Source organism: Salinilacustrithrix flava, from assembly GCF_041228405.1.
GTDB classification, from domain to species: Bacteria; Actinomycetota; Acidimicrobiia; order Acidimicrobiales; family Salinilacustritrichaceae; genus Salinilacustrithrix; species Salinilacustrithrix flava.
Genome location: NZ_CP133888.1, coordinates 2,771,951 through 2,789,849 on the forward strand (window position 1 = coordinate 2,771,951; position 17,899 = coordinate 2,789,849).

The 17,899-nt window shown below is 72.3% G+C and carries 15 protein-coding genes; 8 read left to right on the forward strand and 7 right to left on the reverse strand.

The window, feature by feature from the left end:
* Window positions 1–109 precede the first annotated feature (109 nt).
* Window positions 110–1,576 (forward strand): adenosylhomocysteinase, encoded by a 1,467-nt coding sequence (gene ahcY, locus RGQ06_RS13580; RefSeq protein ID WP_432428742.1) that lies wholly within the window; start codon window positions 110–112, stop codon window positions 1,574–1,576.
* 3 nt (window positions 1,577–1,579) lie between these two features.
* Here the strand turns inward: ahcY and RGQ06_RS13585 are convergent, their stop codons facing one another.
* A complete protein-coding gene (locus RGQ06_RS13585; protein ID WP_432428743.1) occupies window positions 1,580–1,804 on the reverse strand; it encodes a hypothetical protein in 225 nt (74 codons plus the stop codon).
* 54 nt (window positions 1,805–1,858) lie between these two features.
* Between RGQ06_RS13585 and RGQ06_RS13590 the strand changes: the two genes are divergently transcribed.
* From RGQ06_RS13590 to RGQ06_RS13600, 3 genes are read left to right on the forward strand one after another with little or no spacing between them, the layout of a single operon-like run.
* Entirely contained in the window at window positions 1,859–4,450 is a 2,592-nt protein-coding gene (locus tag RGQ06_RS13590) for a putative bifunctional diguanylate cyclase/phosphodiesterase (protein ID WP_432428744.1), read from the forward strand.
* Complete coding sequence (locus RGQ06_RS13595; protein WP_432428745.1) at window positions 4,447–5,004, forward strand: carboxymuconolactone decarboxylase family protein; 558 nt, start codon at window positions 4,447–4,449, stop codon at window positions 5,002–5,004. Before RGQ06_RS13590 ends, RGQ06_RS13595 begins: the two co-directional genes overlap by 4 nt.
* Window positions 4,997–5,821, forward strand: a complete 825-nt coding sequence (locus RGQ06_RS13600; RefSeq protein ID WP_432428746.1) for an SDR family NAD(P)-dependent oxidoreductase — start codon at window positions 4,997–4,999, stop codon at window positions 5,819–5,821. The genes RGQ06_RS13595 and RGQ06_RS13600 overlap by 8 nt, the downstream gene beginning before the upstream one ends.
* A gap of 75 nt (window positions 5,822–5,896) precedes the next feature.
* Here the strand turns inward: RGQ06_RS13600 and RGQ06_RS13605 are convergent, their stop codons facing one another.
* From RGQ06_RS13605 to RGQ06_RS13615, 3 genes are read right to left on the reverse strand one after another with little or no spacing between them, the layout of a single operon-like run.
* Window positions 5,897–6,934, reverse strand: a complete 1,038-nt coding sequence (locus RGQ06_RS13605; RefSeq protein ID WP_432428747.1) for a threonine aldolase family protein — start codon at window positions 6,932–6,934, stop codon at window positions 5,897–5,899.
* A 25-nt stretch (window positions 6,935–6,959) separates the two neighbouring features.
* Complete coding sequence (locus RGQ06_RS13610) at window positions 6,960–7,853, reverse strand: Gmad2 immunoglobulin-like domain-containing protein (protein ID WP_432428748.1); 894 nt, start codon at window positions 7,851–7,853, stop codon at window positions 6,960–6,962.
* Entirely contained in the window at window positions 7,850–8,353 is a 504-nt protein-coding gene (locus tag RGQ06_RS13615; protein WP_432428749.1) for an RNA polymerase sigma factor, read from the reverse strand. Before RGQ06_RS13615 ends, RGQ06_RS13610 begins: the two co-directional genes overlap by 4 nt.
* 95 nt (window positions 8,354–8,448) lie before the next feature.
* Between RGQ06_RS13615 and RGQ06_RS13620 the strand changes: the two genes are divergently transcribed.
* Together RGQ06_RS13620 and RGQ06_RS13625 are read left to right on the forward strand one after the other, a co-directional pair.
* The gene (locus RGQ06_RS13620; protein WP_432428750.1) at window positions 8,449–9,036 is read left to right on the forward strand and encodes a ComF family protein; all 588 of its coding nucleotides are present in this window, start codon (window positions 8,449–8,451) and stop codon (window positions 9,034–9,036) included.
* Between the two features lie 77 nt (window positions 9,037–9,113).
* Window positions 9,114–9,812 carry a response regulator gene (locus RGQ06_RS13625; RefSeq protein WP_432428751.1) on the forward strand — a complete coding sequence of 233 codons (699 nt, stop codon included), beginning with the start codon at window positions 9,114–9,116 and terminating at the stop codon, window positions 9,810–9,812.
* A gap of 13 nt (window positions 9,813–9,825) precedes the next feature.
* On the opposite strand, the gene RGQ06_RS13630 is transcribed toward RGQ06_RS13625, so the two are convergent.
* On the reverse strand, window positions 9,826–11,805 hold the full coding sequence (locus tag RGQ06_RS13630) for an acyltransferase family protein (protein ID WP_432428752.1): 1,980 nt from the start codon (window positions 11,803–11,805) through the stop codon (window positions 9,826–9,828).
* A complete protein-coding gene (locus tag RGQ06_RS13635) occupies window positions 11,802–12,575 on the reverse strand; it encodes a hypothetical protein (RefSeq protein WP_432428753.1) in 774 nt (257 codons plus the stop codon). Before RGQ06_RS13635 ends, RGQ06_RS13630 begins: the two co-directional genes overlap by 4 nt.
* 93 nt (window positions 12,576–12,668) lie before the next feature.
* Here RGQ06_RS13635 and RGQ06_RS13640 point away from each other — a divergent pair, with 93 nt between their 5' ends.
* Window positions 12,669–13,532 carry a serine protease gene (locus tag RGQ06_RS13640; RefSeq protein ID WP_432428754.1) on the forward strand — a complete coding sequence of 288 codons (864 nt, stop codon included), beginning with the start codon at window positions 12,669–12,671 and terminating at the stop codon, window positions 13,530–13,532.
* A gap of 55 nt (window positions 13,533–13,587) precedes the next feature.
* Window positions 13,588–16,404, forward strand: a complete 2,817-nt coding sequence (secA, locus tag RGQ06_RS13645; protein ID WP_432428755.1) for a preprotein translocase subunit SecA — start codon at window positions 13,588–13,590, stop codon at window positions 16,402–16,404.
* Here the strand turns inward: secA and RGQ06_RS13650 are convergent.
* The gene (locus RGQ06_RS13650) at window positions 16,379–17,785 is read right to left on the reverse strand and encodes a wax ester/triacylglycerol synthase family O-acyltransferase (protein WP_432428756.1); all 1,407 of its coding nucleotides are present in this window, start codon (window positions 17,783–17,785) and stop codon (window positions 16,379–16,381) included. The two genes, secA and RGQ06_RS13650, sit on opposite strands and share 26 nt — an antisense overlap.
* Window positions 17,786–17,899: the final 114 nt, after the last annotated feature.

The window sequence follows — 17,899 nt, forward strand, 5'->3', positions numbered from 1 at the left end:
GTGACCGCGTAGCCTTGTGCTCCGGCCGGCTGTCACGAGAGGCGCCAGTTGCGTCCAGCCGCCCCGCCCTTTTTCGAACATCGAACGCAACACGAGGAGCTGGCGCGCCATGACGACGCTGGAGACCGACGGCCACGACTTCAAGGTCGCCGACCTGTCACTCGCCCCCTGGGGCCGCAAGGAGATCGAGCTGGCCGAGGTGGAGATGCCCGGCCTGATGGCGCTGCGGGCGGAGTACGCCGACGCCCAGCCGCTGGCCGGCGCCCGGATCATGGGCAGCCTGCACATGACCATCCAGACGGCGGTGCTCATCGAGACGCTGACCTCGCTCGGCGCCGAGGTGCGCTGGGTCAGCTGCAACATCTTCTCCACCCAGGACCACGCGGCCGCCGCCGTCGCCGTCGGCCCCGACGGCACGCCGGACAAGCCCCGCGGCGTCCCGGTCTTCGCCTGGAAGGGCGAGACGCTCGAGGAGTACTGGTGGTGCACGGAGCAGGCGCTGCGCTGGCCCACCGGCCCCCACGGCGAGACCGGCCCGAACATGATCCTCGACGACGGTGGCGACGCCACGCTGCTCGTCCACAAGGGCCTCGAGTACGAGAAGGTCGGCGCCGTCCCCGAGGCCACCGACGACGACTCCGAGGAGTGGACCGAGGTCCTCGCCCTGCTCACCCGCCTCCAGGCCGAGAACCCCAAGCTCTGGCACGGCATCGCCCCCGACATCAAGGGCGTCACCGAGGAGACCACCACCGGGGTGGCCCGCCTCTACCAGATGCACCAGGCCGGCCAGCTGCTGTTCCCTGCGATCAACGTCAACGACTCGGTCACCAAGTCCAAGTTCGACAACCTCTACGGCTGCCGGCACTCCCTCATCGACGGCATCAACCGGGCCACCGACGTCATGATGGGCGGCAAGGTCGCCGTGGTCTGCGGCTACGGCGACGTCGGCAAGGGCTGCGCCCAGTCGCTCCGCGGCCAGGGTGCCCGCGTCGTGGTCACCGAGGTCGACCCGATCTGCGCCCTGCAGGCCGCCATGGACGGCTACGAGGTCACCACCCTCGAGGACGTGGTGGACCGGGCCGACATCTTCATCACCGCCACCGGCAACAAGGACATCATCCTCGCCGGGCACATGTCGAAGATGAAGCACAACGCCATCGTCGGCAACATCGGGCACTTCGACAACGAGATCGACATCGCCGGCCTCAACCGGATGAGCGACATCACCAAGACCGAGATCAAGCCCCAGGTCCACGAGTACACGTTCCCCGACGGCCACTCGGTGATCATGCTGGCCGAGGGTCGCCTCCTGAACCTGGGCTGCGCCACCGGCCACCCCAGCTTCGTGATGAGCTGCTCGTTCTCGAACCAGGTCGTGGCCCAGATCGAGCTGTTCAACAAGACGGCCGACTACGCCCTCGGCGTGCACGTCCTGCCCAAGCAGCTCGACGAGAAGGTCGCCCGACTCCACCTCGACGGCCTCGGGGTCAAGCTGACGAAGCTGTCGAAGGAGCAGTCCGACTACCTCGGGATCCCCGCCGAGGGCCCGTACAAGTCGGACCACTACCGGTACTGATGCCTACTGGGTCGGCCCCGCGTCCGGGTCGGCGGTGACCTCGTCGGAGGTGCGGCGCTCGACCCGGCTGTCGGGCGCCGCATCCCGGGACGCCGTCCGCTCGTCTGAATCCTCGAGGATCGCCTCGGCCTGGGCCCGAGGTTCCTCGCTGCCCGCCGCCTGCTCCTCGGGGAGCAGCTCGGCGCGGTCGGCGACGCGGTCGGACTCGGGCTCGGTCTGGTCGGCCATGGAGCTGCCCCTACCCGGGGTGCGGGCGGCTCAAGACCGACGTCGGAGCAGCCGATGGTGCAGGTGATGCCGGCCTCTGCGCTCGCCGATGCCGCCGCTGCACAGCGGCTGGCCCGAGAGCGCTTCATCTGGCGCTTCCGCTTCGCCGCGGTCCTGTTCACCACCCTGCAGACGATCATCGAGCCCGGGGACCGGATCTCGCTCACCTGGGTCAACGTCGGCCTCTTCTGGAGCAGCGTCCTGTGGGGCTGGCTCGCCCTGCGAGGCGCACCCGACGACCGCACGGTCCGGCGCATCGGCGCGATCACGATGGCCATGGACGTGGCCGTCGTCGCGCTGATCCTGGCGAACAACCTCACCGATCCGTCCGAGCCGATCTACCTCATCGGCGTGCTCGCGATGCTCGAGGCCACCATGCGGTGGCAGGGCCGGGGTGGCCTCGCCGGGGGCATCGCCGCCGGGCTCGCCGCTGGCGTCTGGACGTTGGTCGTGTCCGAGCGAGCGCTGGGCCGCGTCGCCTTCGACTACGCGACCATGCGAGCCGGCACGATCATCGCCCTCGGCGTCTTCCTCGCCTCCGTCGTGCGCCGGCTCACCGAGCAGCACGACATGCTCCAGGGCATCCTCGACACGACGCGCGACCTCATCGCCGTGATCGACGTCGACGGCACCATCGTGTCCATCAACGCCGCCTGCGCGCCCATGCTGGGCTACACGCAGGCCGAGATGGTCGGGCAGCCGTACCGGAGCTTCTTCCACCCCGACGACGTCCGCACCGGTCCGCACAGCCAGCTCACGCTGCCCACGGATCGCCCGGTGCTCCACGAGCGACGCGTCATCGCCAAGGACGACTCCATCCGCTGGCTCGAGCTCAACACCGCAGCGGCACCGGGCGCCACGGTGATGCACGTCTCGGCTCGCGACGTCACCGAACGCGTCGACGCCCGGCGCCGGGTCGAGGAGAGCGAGCAGCGCTTCCGCTCGCTGTTCGAGCACAACACCGACGCCGTGTTCGCCTTCGACCTCGAGGGTCGCTTCACCATGGTCAACCCGGCATCGGAGCGGCTGACCGGGTACTCCGCCGAGGAGCTGTGCGGCGCCTCGTACGCGGGCGTGATGCACCCCGACGACCTGGAGCGCACGGTGGGGCACTTCGAGCGCTCGGCCAGGGGCGAGGCGCAGGACTACGAGATCCGGATCATGGATCGGACCGGCCGGGCGCTGGAGCTCGCCGTGACGAACATGCCGATCGTGGTGGACGAAGACATCGTCGGGGTCTTCGGCATCGCCAAGGACGTGACGGATCGCCGGCGCCTCGAGCGCGAGCTCGGACACCAGGCCACCCACGATGCCCTCACCGGCCTCCCGAACCGGTTCCAGCTGGAGTTGGCGATCGAGGCGGCTGCGACCGGTCCCGATCCCGACCGGACCCTGCTGTTCATCGACCTCGACCGGTTCAAGATCGTCAACGATTCGCTCGGCCACCGCACGGGCGACGAGGTGCTCGTGGTCGCCGTCGAGCGGCTCCAGCACAGCGTGCGGTCCACCGACCTGCTCGCCCGCTGGGCCGGCGACGAGTTCTGCGTGCTGCTCGCCCCGGGCACCACGCCCGAGACCGCCCTCACCATCGCAGGTCGCTTGCGCAGCGTGCTCGCCCAGCCGTTCCACGTCGCCGACCGTGAGGTCCGTCTGTCCGCCTCCATCGGCGTCGCCCGCTCCGACGGGGGCGACGGCGAGCGCCTCGTCCAGATCGCCGACCAGGCCATGTACGCGGCGAAGCGGGCCGGACGAGATCGCATCTCGGTGTACGTGCCGGGCACCGAGCGCACCGGGACGACCCAGATCGATCTCGAGGTCGAGCTGCGCCACGCCATCGACGGCCGATCCCTCGTCGTGCACTACCAGCCGATCGTCGAGTCGGCGACGGGCCGCATCGTCGGGCTCGAGTCCCTCGTCCGCTGGCCCCGCGCCGACGGCACGCTGCGGCCGCCCGACGACTTCGTCCCGATCGCCGAGGAGTGCGGCCTGATCCGCCCGCTCACCAGGTTCGTGCTGGAGGAGGTGTGCTGCCAGCTGGCCTCGTGGGACCGCGACCTGGGCACGCCACGGACGCTCCAGGCGTGGGTGAACGTGAGCGTGTCGGACCTGGAGGCTCCCGAGTTCGCCGACGACGTGGTGGCGTCGGCGACGCGAGCGGGCATCACCCCCGACCGCCTCGTGCTCGAGGTCACCGAGACCATGCTGATGCGCGACGCCGACCAGGTCGACCGCACGGTGTCGGCGCTGCGCCACGCCGGCATCAGCCTCGCCATCGACGACTTCGGCACCGGCTACTCCTCGATGAGCCAGCTGCACCGGCTCGACGTGACCGCGTGCAAGATCGACCGCGGCTTCGTGGCGGGTGCGTCGAAGCACCCCCGTGACGCCGCCATCCTGCGGGCCCTGGTCGACGTCGGCACCGCGTTCGGGTTCCCCGTCGTGGCCGAGGGCGTGGAGTGCCCGGACGAGCTGGCCGCGGTGCAGGCGAGCGGCTGCCCCCTCGTGCAGGGGTTCCTGCTGGCGGTCCCGGCACCACCCGAGGAGCTGGCCGGGGTGCTGATGACCGGTTCGGTGGTCCTGCCGGGAGCGGTACCTTCTGGCCGATGATGGCCAGGATCCGCCCGACCCACCCGAGGCTCGACCCGCTCCGCGACGACGAGATCGACGACGAGACCCGCGCGATCGTGCCGGCGGGTTCGCTCAACATCTTCCGCACGCTGGCCCGCCACCCGAAGCTGCTGAAGCGGTGGCTGGTGTTCGGGAACCACGTGCTGGCCAAAAGCACCCTGCCCGAGCGCGAGCGCGAGCTGGCCATCCTCCGGGTGGGGTGGCGGTGCGGCGCCGAGTACGAGTTCGGCCAGCACACGGTGATCGCCCGTCGCTGCGGCATCACCGACGACGAGATCGTCGCCCTCACCCGGGAGCTGGCCGACGGCGGGTGGAGCGAGGGCGACCGCACGCTGCTCGTCGCGGTCGACGAGCTCCACGACGACCAGTGCATCACCGACCAGACCTGGGGGGCGCTGGCCCAGCGGTGGAGCGACCAGCAGCTGCTCGACCTGATCTTCACCGTCGGCCAGTACACGCTGGTGTCGATGGCCCTGAACAGCGCCGGCGTGCCGCTCGACGACGGCGTCCCCGGCTTCCCCGACCGTGATTGAGCAGGGCCCGCACGTCCCTGACGGCCGGCTCGCCGGCAAGGTCGCCCTCGTCGTCGGGGGCGGGCAGACGCCGGGGGAGACCACGGGGAACGGACGGGCCATCTCGTGCCGGTTCGCGGCCGAAGGTGCGTCGGTGGTCGTCGCCGATCGGGTGTTCGCCCGGGCCGAGGAGACGGTGTTGATCATCGAGGGCGACGGCGGCCGAGCGATGGCCGTCGAGGGCGACATCACCTCGAGCGACGACTGCGCCGCCATCGTGGCGGCCACCGTCGAGGCCCACGGCCGGATCGACGTGGTCGTGGACAACGTCGGGATCGGCGGTGGCGACGGCGGCCCCGTCAGCCTCGAGGAGCACGTCTGGGACCGCATCCAGTCGGTGAACCTGAAGGGGGCGTACCTGCTCTGCAAGCACGCCCTGCCCGTGCTGCGCGAGCAGGGCTCCGGGTCCATCGTGCTCGTGTCGTCGGTGGCGGCGGTCTGCTCGACCGGGATGCTGGCCTACACGACCTCGAAGGCGGCGCTGAACGCGCTGTGCCACGAGGTCGCGATGGGCAACGCCGGCCGGGGCATCCGCTGCAACGCGGTGATGCCCGGGTTGATGGACACGCCCATGGCCGTCGATGCCCTCGCCGGCGCGCTCGGCGTCGACCGGGCGGTCGTGTCGGAGCGGCGCGACGCCATGGTCCCCCTCGGCGGCCGCCAGGGCACCGCGGACGACGTCGCCAACGCCGTGCTGTTCCTCGCCTCCGACGAGGCCCGCTTCGTCACCGCCGCCGTCCTCCCGGTCGATGGCGGCCAGTCCGCGCGCATCGGCTGAGCGCCGTTCGTCGGCCCTGGCGGGCCTCCTCACTTCTGGAGTTGTTCGCTGGCGCTCACAACTCCGCGCGTCCGATCAACCGGCGGCGGCGTCCACGACCCGGGCGGCGACCGCGACTGCTTCGTCGACGTCGGCCTCGCTCACGTCCAGGTGGGTGCAGAGGCGGTTGCGGTCGCCGATGGTGCTGATCTCCACGCCGTGCTCGCCCATCGCGGCGGCGAACGAGGCGGCGTCGAGGCCGACAGGGCGGGGGTCGACGTAGACCAGGTTGGTCTCGGGTGCCGTCACCTCCAGGCCGATCCCGGTGAGCCCCTCGGCCAGGCGGGCGGCGTTGGCGTGGTCGTCGGCGAGGCGGTCGATGTGGTGGTCGAGCGCATGCAGGCAGCCGGCGGCCACGATGCCGGCCTGGCGCATCGCCCCGCCGAAGCGGTGCTTCAGCAGCCACGCCTGCTCCATGACGTCGCCCGGCCCGGCGAGCACCGCACCGGTCGGGGCGCCGAGGCCCTTGGTGAAGTCGACCCAGATGGTGTCGACCGGCGCGGCCCAGTCGGCGGCCGGGACGCCGGAGGCGACGACGGCGTTCATGAGCCGGGCGCCGTCGGTGTGCACGGCCACGCCCTGCTGGCGGGCGAGGGCGGCCACGGCCCGGTACTGCTCGAGGGGCCACACCGTGCCGCCCGCGAAGTTGTGGGTCTGCTCGAGGCACACGAGCCGGGTCGGCGGGACGTACTGGTTGCCGGGCGTGAGGACCTGGGCGAGCTGGTCGGGGGTGAACGCGCCGCGCTCGCCGCGGATCGTCTCGATCACGCAGCCGTTCACCGCGGCGGCCCCGGAGGTCTCCGAGCGCAGGACGTGCCCGCTGTGCTCGAGCACGATGGAGTCGCCGTGCCGGGTGTGGGCGCCGATCGCCACCAGGTTGCACATGGTGCCGGTGGGGAAGAACAGCGCCCGTTCCTTGCCGAGCAGCTCGGCCATGCGGTCCTGGAGGCGGTTGACCGTCGGGTCGGCCTTGCGCTGCTCGTCGCCGACCTCGGCGGCGGCCATCGCGGCGCGCATCGCCTCGGTGGGCCGGGTCTGGGTGTCGGAGAAGAGGTTGATGGATCGACCGGTCACCCCGGCAGCCTGCCAGGGACCGGGGCTAGGACGTGAAGGGTGTGAGCCGGACGCGCAGCGACGTCGCCTGCACCACCCGTCCGTCCTCGGGGGAGCGGACCCGGTAGACGAGCACGCCTGCGGTCGGCTCCGAAGGGGAGGTGAACTCGATGGTCCCGGTGAACGGCCCGGCCGGGGGCACGCCGCTGCCGGTGACGACGCCTTGGCCCAGCGGGCTCGGATCGCCCTGGGCCAGCACGACGACCTCGACGGTGCCCTCGAAGGCGAGGGCCTCCCCGGTCGTCTCGAACGGGGTGGCGAGCGACGTGCCGGGGCCGGGTGCGGTGACGACGACGTCCTCGGTCTCGGACCCGATGACGTACCAGGCGCCGTCCTCGCGCTGCTCGAGGGACACCACCGTCGTCGGGCCGTCCTCGCGGTCCTGGATGGCGATCTCGGCCGCGCCCTCGCCCGTGGTGGTGGGGCCGCCGAGCACCAGCTCGGTGAAGCCGAGGACGTCGGTGGCGTAGGCCCGCGCCGCGGCCGGCGGCGCCTCGAAGCTGCGGCTGTCGGTCGGCGACGGGAACGCGACGCTGAACGGGTCGGTGGCGGGCGTGAACGGCTCCGTCGTGGTGGTCTCGGGTGGTTCGGTCGTCGTCGTGGTCGTGTCCTCCGGCGCCGAGGTCGACGTGGTGGTGTCGGTGGCGACGTCGGTGTCGTCGTCGTCGTCGTTGGCGGCCACGATGAGGAGGGCGACCACGAGGAGGGTGGCGACGGCGGACACGCCGGCGATCGTCCAGCGCTGGGCGTCGGTGAGTGGGGTGCGGGCCATGAGTCGCTCCTCGATGCGATCGAGCCCGTCGGGCTCGGGGTGGATGGTCTCGGCGCGGGCGTCGAGCGCCCGGCGCAGTCGTTCGGTGGTGTCTCGCTCGTCGGTCACGGTGCCTCCAGGATCCGGGCGAGGGCGGCGATCCCGCGGTGGGCGTGGGTCTTGACCGAGCCGGCCGAGATGCCGAGGGCGGTGGCGATCTCGGCCTCGGACAGGTCGGCCCAGTAGCGCAGCACCAGGACCTCGCGCTGGCGCCCGCTCAGCTCGTCCAGCGCGGCGAGCACCCGGCGGGCGTCCTCGTCGAGCAGCACGGCCTGGTCGGCGCCCGGGGCGGCGCGGTCGCGCTGGATGCTGCGGAGGTGGTTCCGGCGCACCCGACGCTTGCGCAGGGCGGACCGGGCGTTGTTGACCACGGCGGTGCGCAGGTACGCCTCGGGGTCCTCCACGCCGGCGGGTCCCCGACGGGCGAGCGCGACGTAGGCGTCCTGCACCGCCTCCTCGGCGCTGCCCTGGTCGTCCACCAGCAGGGTGGCCAGGCGCACGAGGTCGCGATGGTGCGCCCGGTGCAGCGCCACGAGCCAGGGTTCGGCCCGCCGCAGGGGAGGTGCCATGGTGGCCATCATCACCTCCGAGGACGCCCGAGGAGCGGATGGGTTGACACCGGACGTCGGATTCCTGTCGGCGGGCCGCACGTACCGTGCCGGCGGTGGAGCTGCTGCGAGGGGGGTGCGTCGTCTGCCGGAACCGGGGCCCGGCCCTGTGCGCGGCGTGCCTGCGGCGAACCGAGCCGCCCCCGTCCACCCGCATGCGCGACCTCGGCCGGGTGCACGCGCTCTTCGCCTACGAGGGGCACGGGGCTCGCATCGTCCAGGCCCTGAAGTACCGGGACGGCCGCCGGCTGGTGGCGCCCCTCGCCGACGAGCTCGCCCGGCGGTGGGCCGAGGTCGCACCGGCCGCGCCGGGCCTCACCGTCACCTGGGTGCCGACCTCGGGTCGGCGGCGGCGCGACCGTGGCTACGACCAGTCCGAGCTGCTCGCCCGGGCCCTCGCCCGCCGCCTCGGGGCGACCGCTCGGCCGTTGCTGCGCCGCCGCCCGGGGCCGGCCCAGACGGGCCTCGACCGCGCCGGTCGCGAGGCCGCCGCGGGCTACCGCGCCACCGCCCGGACGGGTGGCCCGGTGCTGCTCCTCGACGACGTCTGCACCACCGGTTCCACGCTGCGTGCCGCATCTGCCGCCCTCGCCGGCGCAGGGTCACCCCCGATCGGGCACCTGGTGCTGGCCCGGACGCCCTGACCCGACCGGGCCCTCCTGCCCACCCGGACGGGCGGAGTCGGTACCATGCGCCGCCTAGCACGTTCGGAGGATCAGTCATGGGTGAATGGGATGGGGACGACCCGGCGAGCGATGACATCCGGGTGATGATCTGCGACGATCACGCGCTGTTCCGGCGCGGGTTGATCATGGTCCTCGAGGCCGAGGACGACATCGAGGTCGTCGCCGAGGCCGAGGACGGCGAGGACGCGCTGGAGAAGGCCGTCGAGTTCGTGCCCGACGTGGTGCTCATGGACGTGCGGATGCCGGGGGTGGACGGCATCGAGGCCACCCGCCGCATCGCCGACAAGGTCCCCACCGCCAAGATCCTCATGCTCACGGTGAGCGACGAGGAGGAGGACCTCTACGAGGCGATCAAGGCCGGGGCCACCGGCTACCTGCTCAAGGAGGTCTCCATCGAGGAGGTCGCCCCCGCCGCCCGGGCCGTCGTCGCCGGCCAGAGCCTGATCAGCCCGTCGATGGCCTCCAAGCTGCTCGGCGAGTTCTCCAACCTGGCCAAGCGGGCCGAGGAGCGCAGCTCGGTGCCCACGCCGCGGCTCACCGAGCGCGAGCTCGAGGTCCTCCGCCTCGTGGCCCAGGGCAAGTCCAACCGGGAGATCGCCGGCGATCTGTACATCTCGGAGAACACGGTCAAGAACCACGTGCGCAACATCCTCGAGAAGCTGCACCTGCACACGCGCATGGAAGCGGTCATGTACGCCGTGCGCGAGAAGCTGCTCGAGATCCCCGGGACCTGAGCGGTCCGGCCGCCTACCCGCCGGCGGCGGCCACGACGAGGTCCCGGTAGACCTCCTGGCCCCGACGGGTGAGGTGCACGCCGTCCTCGACGAGCAGGCCCGGCTCGCTGGCCGAGGCCAGGTTCCAGTCGGCGAGGACCACGTGGGGGTGGGCGTGCACGACCCGCAGGATCTCGTCGTTCACCTGTCCCTCCCACCTGCGGGGCACCCGGACCGACACGAGCACGAGCCGGCGCTCCGGCCCGACGGCGGCGACCACCCGGTCGAGCGCACCCGGCGGGGCGACCCCGTTGTTGCCGAGGTGCACCACGACCACGGGCGTGAGGCGGCCCTCGGCGGCGAAGGCCTCGATGGCGGCCACGCCCTCGTCGAACTGGCGGGCCTCGATGGCGTCGATCTGCACGGTGTGGCCCCAGTGGGCCTGCAGCGCCGGGGCCGCCCCGAGGGTGACCGACTCGCCGATGACGGTGACCGGGTAGAACGCGGAGACAGGCAGCTCCGGCGGCGGAGGCGGTGCGGCTTCGGTCGGCGCAGGTGCGGTCGGCGGGGGTGCCGGGACCGAGCTCGGTGGCGCCTCGGGCGGCGCGACGTCGGCGGGCGCCGCGGGCTCCGTCGGGGTCGGTGGCGTCGAGGGGGTCGGCGGGGCCGGCGGCAGCGTGATGGCCGACGGCTGGTCGGCGACGGTGCCCACCGCGACCTCGCGACCCGGGTCGGGAGGTGCGGCGATGACCGCGACGGCGAGCAGGAGGCCGGCGAGGGCGGCGATGCCCACGGCACGACGGCGCCGCAGCAGGGCCGCCGGCGTCGGCAGGGTCGCCCCGCTGAGCCAGCGCTGGAGGGTGCCGTCGCGCACCGGCTGCTCCACGAAGCGGTAGGAGGCCTCGGCGAGCAGCGCGATCAGGACCAGGCGGGCGCCGAGCGCGGCGGGGCCGGTGAGCCCCCAGTCGACCCCCGGGCGGGTGAACACGATGACCGGCCAGTGCCACAGGTACACGGAGTACGACCGGCGGCCGAGCGCCTGCAGGGGGCCGCTGCCGACGGATCGCTCGAGCCGCGATGCCGGGTGGGTGACGGCGATGATCACCACGAGGGTCGCGACGTCGACCAGGAGGAAGCCCCACGGATAGGTCCAGGCATCGAACTCGCTGCGGGTGGCGTGCTGCCACGCGAGGAGCACCAGCGCGGCGACGCCGGCGCCCTCGATCACCCGCCGGGCGCCGGGCCCCACGTCGCCCCGGGCCCGCTGCGGCCGCCAGGCGAAGGCGAGGAGGGCGCCGGACAGGATGCCGAACAGCCGGGTGTCGGTGCCGTAGTAGGCCCGCTCGGGGGCGGTGATGTCCGCGGTGGCGGCCATGAGCACGACCGAGGCGGCGATCGCCACGGCCACGGCCACGACGGTGCGCCGTCGTCCGAGCCGGCGCAGGCCGAGGGGGAGGAGCAGCGGCCAGAGCAGGTAGAACTGCTCCTCGATCGCGAGCGACCACAGGTGGCGCAGCGGCGAGGGGCGGCCGAAGGCCTCGAAGTACGGCTGCTCGGTGAAGACGGCGTGCCAGTTCTGGACGTAGAGGAGGCTGGCGATCCCGTCGCCCCGGAAGCGGTGCAGCTCGCCGACGGGCAGGACCAGCGCGGCGTAGGCGAACACCAGGCCGACGAGCACGAACACCGCTGGCAGCAGGCGGCGGGCCCTGCGACGCCAGAAGGCGAGCAGGTCGATGGTGCCGTGCTCGCGGTGCTCGGCCAGCAGCAGGCTCGTGATGAGGAAGCCGGAGACGACGAAGAAGACCTCGACGCCGAGGTACCCGCCGGCCGCCCACCCCGCGTCGAGGTGGTAGGCGAGCACGGCGACGACGGCCAGGGCGCGCAGGCCGTCGATGCCCGGCAGGTACCCGACGCCGCGGCCGAGGGAGGGTCCGTAGGCCGGCGGCGGCTCGTCGATGCGGAGGGGCCACCGGCGGTCCTCGGGCGCGGTGCTGGGGTCGGCGAGGTCGGTCATGGCGTGCAGTCGCAGCGGACGTGGTCTGCGACGAGCTCGGCCAGGGCGGCCTGCCCCTCGTCGCCGGGGTGGACGATGTCGACGAGCCAGTCCTGGCCCTCGCTGGCCGCGAACCAGTCGATCACCCCGGCCCGTGGATCCCGGTCGGCGAGCTCGACCAGCAGCTGGTTGTTGGGGTCCTGCCAGGCGCGGGCGTCGACGCGGGTGGTGACCCACCAGACCCGAGCCAGCGGGCCGAGGGCGTCCATGGCCCGGGTCAGGTCGTCGGCCTGCAGCGCCGCGTTGTTGGCGATGACCACGACCGCGGCAGCGGTGGCGGGGTCGTCGACCAGCTCGGTCGCCGGCTCGAGGTCGTCGAGGCCGCTCGCGACCGGGGTGCCTGCCGGGACCCCACCGCAGGGCCCGGTGAAGCCGGCGTCGAGGCGTCGGCAGTCGACGGCATCCACGACGAGCGGGGCGTCGAGCTCGGCGGCCAGGTCGTCGGCGATCAGCAGGGCGACCGAGTCGCCGTAGAGCAGGACCTCGTGGGGCACCGCATCCGGGCTGGGTTCGTCGGGCGCTGGCACCTCGGCGCGCAGGGATCCGTCGACGGCGACGGGCACGCGGCGCACGACCGAGGTCGTGGTCGTGGCCGTCGGTCCGTCGGGGGCCGCGACCTCGGCAGCCGTGGCGCACGACGCGACGAGACCGGCGGTCAGCACGGCCCAGAGGAGGGGGAGGGCCCCAGCGCTCCGGCGTCCGGGACCTCGGCGCGAGGGGGGAGCGGCCACCGCTCCGATCGTACCGAGGCGGTCGCGGGCGTCCCGGGATGTCTCGCGCGCCCGCAGGGAGGAGTTCGGGCGGTTCGTGGCCAATGTCACCTCATGCGCTCCTTCCGTCGCCGCCCCGTCACCGCACTCGCCACCCTCGCCCTCGCCGCCACGGGGCTCGCGCTCACTGGGGCGCCGGGCGCGCAGGCCCAGACCACCTGGGCATCGCCGGCCGACGCGACGATCACGCCCGGGGTGCAGATGTTCACCGAGGGCGCCCAGTGCACGGCGAACTTCATCTTCGAAGACGCCGCCACCGGCTCGGCCTTCATCGGCTACGCCGCCCACTGCGCCGGCGCGGGTGGCGACGCCACCGACACCGACGGCTGCGTCGCCCCCAGCCTGGCGCCGGGCCACCCGGTGGAGATCGCCGGCGCCGACCACCCCGGCGAGCTCGCCTACTCGTCGTGGCACACCATGCAGGCGATCGGCGAGCAGGACCCCGTCACCTGCCTGTACAACGACTTCGCCCTCGTGGAGATCCACCCCGACGACGTGGCCAAGGTCAACCCCTCGGTGCCCCATTGGGGCGGGCCGACCAGCCTCGGCACCGACGGTCCCGCCGCCGGCACCACCGTCCACAGCTACGGCAACTCCAGCCTGCGGTTCGGCATCACGCAGCTGTCACCCAAGACCGGTCTGAGCCTCGGCACCGCCGGGAGCGGCTGGACGCACCAGACCTACACCCTCACCCCCGGCATCCCGGGAGACTCCGGCTCCGGCCTGCTCGACGCAGACGGTCGTGCCGTCGGGGTCCTCTCCACCCTGGCCCTCGCCCCGCTGGCCGGCTCCAACAACTACTCCGACCTCGGCTCGGCCCTCGACTACCTCCGGGCCCACACCGGCCGCGACATCGCCCTGGTCGAAGGCGACGTCGACTTCGACGGCGCCCAGCTGCCCCTCGGTCTCGGTCTCTAGGCCCCACCTCGCGGCCTCGGTGCGCTGACAGCGCGCCGATACACTCGCCAACCGCATGGGCATCCTCGATCGCGTCCTCAAAACCGGTGAAGGCAAGCGCCTGCGGGCGCTCCAGGGCCTGGTGCCCGAGATCAACGCGCTCGAGCCGACGTACCAGGCCATGTCGGACGACGAGCTCAAGCACCAGACGGTGCTGTTCCGGGAGCGGCTCGAGGCCGGTGAGGACCTCGACGACATCATGCTCGACGCCTTCGCGGTGTGTCGCGAGGCCGCGACCCGGGTGCTCGGGCAGCGCCACTTCGACGTCCAGCTGATGGGCGGCGCCGCCCTCCACTTCGGCTGGGTGGCCGAGATGAAGACCGGTGAGGGCAAGACGCTCACCTCGACCCTGCCGCTCTACCTCAACGGGCTGTCCGGCAAGGGCACCCACATCATCACGGTCAACGAGTACCTGGCCACGTTCCAGTCCGAGTGGATGGGCCGCCTGTTCACGTGGCTCGGCCTCTCCGTCGGCCTCATCGTGCCCGGCAACCGCGACGCCGACCACAAGCGCGAGCAGTACGCGGCCGACATCACCTACGGCATCAACAACGAGTTCGGCTTCGACTACCTGCGCGACAACATGGCCATGAGCCGCGAGCGCCAGGTCCAGCGGGGCTTCAACTACGCCATCGTGGACGAGGTCGACTCGATCCTCATCGACGAGGCCCGCACGCCGCTCATCATCTCGGGTCGCCTCGAGGACGCCGCCAAGCTCTACACGCAGTTCGCCGCCGTCGTGCGCGCCCTGCGCCGGGACGAGCACTACGAGGTCGACGAGGAGAAGCGCCTCGTCGTGCCCACCGAGGAGGGCATCGAGAAGGTCGAGCAGGCCCTCGGGGTGGAGAACCTCTACGACGGCGTGGCCCAGAACCTCGTCCACCAGTTCCAGGTCGCGCTCCGGGCCAAGGAGCTGTTCCACCGGGACAAGGACTACATCGTCGTCGACGGCGAGGTGAAGATCGTCGACGAGTTCACCGGTCGCGTGCTCGACGGACGCCGCTGGTCCGAGGGCCTCCACCAGGCGGTCGAGGCCAAGGAGGGGGTGCCGATCAAGGAGGAGAACCAGACCCTCGCGACGATCACCCTCCAGAACTACTTCCGGATGTACGACAAGCTCGCCGGCATGACGGGCACCGCCGTCACCGAGGCCGCCGAGCTCGCCGGCACGTACGGCCTGCAGGTCGTGCCGATCCCCACGAACAAGCCGCTCATCCGCGCCGACGAGGGCGACCTCATCTACAAGACGCTCGACGGCAAGCTGCAGGCCGTCGCCGACGACGTGGAGGCCCGGTACAAGTCCGGCCAGCCCGTGCTCGTCGGCACCGCATCGGTGGCCACGTCCGAGCTGGTCAGCCGCACCCTCGACAAGCGCGGCGTGAAGCACCAGGTGCTCAACGCCAAGCCCGAGCGCCAGTTCCGTGAGGCCGACATCGTCGCCCAGGCCGGCCGGCTCAACACCGTCACGGTCGCCACCAACATGGCCGGCCGTGGCGTGGACATCCTCCTCGGCGGCAACCCCGAGCTGCTCGCCAAGCAGGAGCTCCACAACGACGGCCTCGATGCCGAGGACCCCGAGCACGCCGAGCTCCTCGCCAAGACCATCGCCAAGTACGAGCCCCAGTGCCAGGCCGAGGGCGCCAAGGTCCTCGAGCTCGGGGGCCTGTACGTGCTCGGCACCGAGCGCCACGACTCCCGCCGCATCGACGACCAGCTCCGTGGTCGCGCCGGCCGCCAGGGCGATCCCGGCGAGAGCCGCTTCTACCTGTCCCTCGAGGACGACCTGATGCGCCTGTTCGCCACCGGCGCCGTGAACTGGGTGATGGGCAAGGCCCTCCCCGACGACGTCCCCCTCGAGGCCAAGATGGTCACCAAGGCCATCGAGCGGGCCCAGCAGACCGTCGAGCAGCGCAACGCCGAGATCCGCAAGAACGTCCTCAAGTACGACGAGGTCCTCAACAACCAGCGCAAGGTCATCTACGAGCTGCGCGACCAGATCCTCGACAAGACCGACCTGCGGACCAAGATCCACGAGAAGTACCTGCCCGAGGCCGTCGAATCCCTCGTGGCCACGTACTGCGTCGCCGACTTCAGCGAGGAGTGGGACCTCGAGGGCCTCGTCGCCGCAGTCGGCGAGTACTGGCCGAGCGAGGTCACCGTCGACCAGCTCGCCGCGCTGAGCACCTCCGACGACGTCTACGAGGTCCTCGTCGACGAGGCCATCTCCCGCTACGAGGCCCGCGAGGCCGAGCTCGGCGACGACACCATGCGCCAGGTCGAGCGCCAGGTCATGCTGCGCATCATCGACACGGCGTGGCGCGAGCACCTCCGTGAGATGGACTACCTGCAGGAGGGCATCAACCTCCGGGCCATGGGCCAGCGCGATCCGCTCACCGAGTGGCAGCGCGAGGGCTTCGAGATGTTCGAGGCCATGATCGCCCGCATCGAGCGCGACCTGGTCCGCTACGTCATGCACGTCCAGGTCAAGGCACCGGGGGAGTCCGACCAACCCCAGCAGCCCGCCGCGCCGGCCGTGGGCATGCGCTTCCAGACGTCAGACCAGAAGGCGCCGGCCGCCCCGCTGCCCGACGACGAGCCGGCCGTGTCCAACATGCAGACCTCGGGTCCGGCCGACCCCTCCAGCCAGGCCGGCGGCCTGTCCACGCTCGCCCGCACGCGGGCGCAGGTGGAGGGTGCGCCCGAGCAGGTGGACGAGGCCGCAGCGGCGTCGCACACCCCGGTGGTGAAGTCCGACTGGGACAAGACACCCCGCAACGCGCCCTGCCCCTGCGGCAGCGGCAAGAAGTTCAAGCTCTGCCACGGGCAGGCGTGACCTGCTGCTCGCCGTCACTGACGGCGAGCACCTCGGCGAAGCCCTCGGTCAGGCAGTGGAGGAACCGGTCACCGTCGGTGATCGCCGCGGTGTCCATGTTGACGCCGATGCAGCACGTCCCACGGTAGGAGAGCAGCGTGATGTTCACCGCCGAGCCGCCGGTGGGGCCGAACGGGTAGAACCGCAGCGCTTCGGCCCCGGCGAGGTGCACCGGGAAGGCCGGCCCCGGCACGTTGCTCGCCCCGAAGTCCATGTGCACCGCCATCGCCCGCACCGCGAGCGGCGTCACCGGTGACACGACCTCGAGGATCGCATCGGTGTGCGGCACCGCCGGTTCGTTGCGAGCCTGCGCCGCGGCGTCGTGGAGGGCGTGCAGGCGCACCTGCGGATCGACGATGTCCACCGGCACCGGGTAGCGCACGATGGCCACCCGGTTGCCGCCGACGGGGTCGCCGGCCTTGCGGGTGCTGATCGGCATGCTGACCCGCAGCTCGGCGACGGGGTGGCCGAGCTGCTCGTGGTAGCGGCGCATGCCGCCGGTGATGCCGGCGAGGAAGGCGTCGTTCAGGGTCGTGCCCGTCGTCTTGGCTGCACCCCGGAGCTCCGCGAACGGCACGTCGAGCACGCGGAACCGCCACGAGAGCCCCCGATCGGCCATCACCGGGGAGAGGGTCTCGCCCACCGGGCGCACCATCCGGGCGATCGATCCACCCGATCGGAGCCAGCCGCGGGTGGTGGCGACCGGGTCGCGCGCCAGGCGACCCAGGGTGGGCAACGCCGTCCCGGCGGTGCGAGCCCCCAGGTGAGCGGCGCGCCTGGCGTGGTGCACGACCGCCTGCCGGGCGAGCTCAGCGGACGTGAGCCGCTCGGGCGTCGGTGCCTCGGGCCAGTCCCCGGGTTCGGCATCGGGCTCGAGGTCGAACAGGACGAGGGCGAGCTGCATGCCGCCGACGCCGTCGGTCAGCGAGTGGTGGGCCTTGATGATCAGGGCAGCGCCGTCGCCGTCGACGCCCTCGACGAGGGTCGCCTCCCACAGCGGCCGGCTCCGGTCGAGCCCGGCCATCGCCGTCGTGCGAGCGATCTCCAGCACCGAGTCGAGCGTCCCGGGGGCGGGGGCCCGCACGCGGCGCAGGTGGTAGCCGAGGTCGAAGTCCTGGTCGCTGACCCAGCGGGGCGGGGCCAGGCGGAAGGGGGTGGAGACGACCCGGTCGCGGAAGTGCGGCGCGACCCGGGTGGCCTTCTCGAAGCGATCGACCAGCCGGTCCCAGTCGGGGGCGCGGTCGAGCACGGTGACGGCGGTGACGGTGAACCGCAGGAGGGGGTCCTGCTCGAGGTACCAGATCCAGGCGTCCGTGGGCTCCATGAAGCGGTCGGTGACCACCAGTACCTCCCCGGTCTCGGCAGCGGTTCCCCGAATCGTGCGCAGCGCGAGCTGTGGAGGCCAGGGCAGAACGTCCCGGCGTGACGAGATCCGGGCCCCGCATCCGTGCCCAAT

Coding starts and splice junctions, on each gene's coding strand:
- ahcY (WP_432428742.1), top strand. CDS start 110: ATGACGACGCTGGAGACCGACGGCCACGACTTCAAGGTCGCCGACCTG.
- RGQ06_RS13585 (WP_432428743.1), bottom strand. CDS start 1,804: ATGGCCGACCAGACCGAGCCCGAGTCCGACCGCGTCGCCGACCGCGCC.
- RGQ06_RS13590 (WP_432428744.1), top strand. CDS start 1,859: ATGGTGCAGGTGATGCCGGCCTCTGCGCTCGCCGATGCCGCCGCTGCA.
- RGQ06_RS13595 (WP_432428745.1), top strand. CDS start 4,447: ATGATGGCCAGGATCCGCCCGACCCACCCGAGGCTCGACCCGCTCCGC.
- RGQ06_RS13615 (WP_432428749.1), bottom strand. CDS start 8,353: ATGGCACCTCCCCTGCGGCGGGCCGAACCCTGGCTCGTGGCGCTGCAC.
- RGQ06_RS13625 (WP_432428751.1), top strand. CDS start 9,114: ATGGGTGAATGGGATGGGGACGACCCGGCGAGCGATGACATCCGGGTG.
- RGQ06_RS13630 (WP_432428752.1), bottom strand. CDS start 11,805: ATGACCGACCTCGCCGACCCCAGCACCGCGCCCGAGGACCGCCGGTGG.
- RGQ06_RS13640 (WP_432428754.1), top strand. CDS start 12,669: ATGCGCTCCTTCCGTCGCCGCCCCGTCACCGCACTCGCCACCCTCGCC.
- secA (WP_432428755.1), top strand. CDS start 13,588: ATGGGCATCCTCGATCGCGTCCTCAAAACCGGTGAAGGCAAGCGCCTG.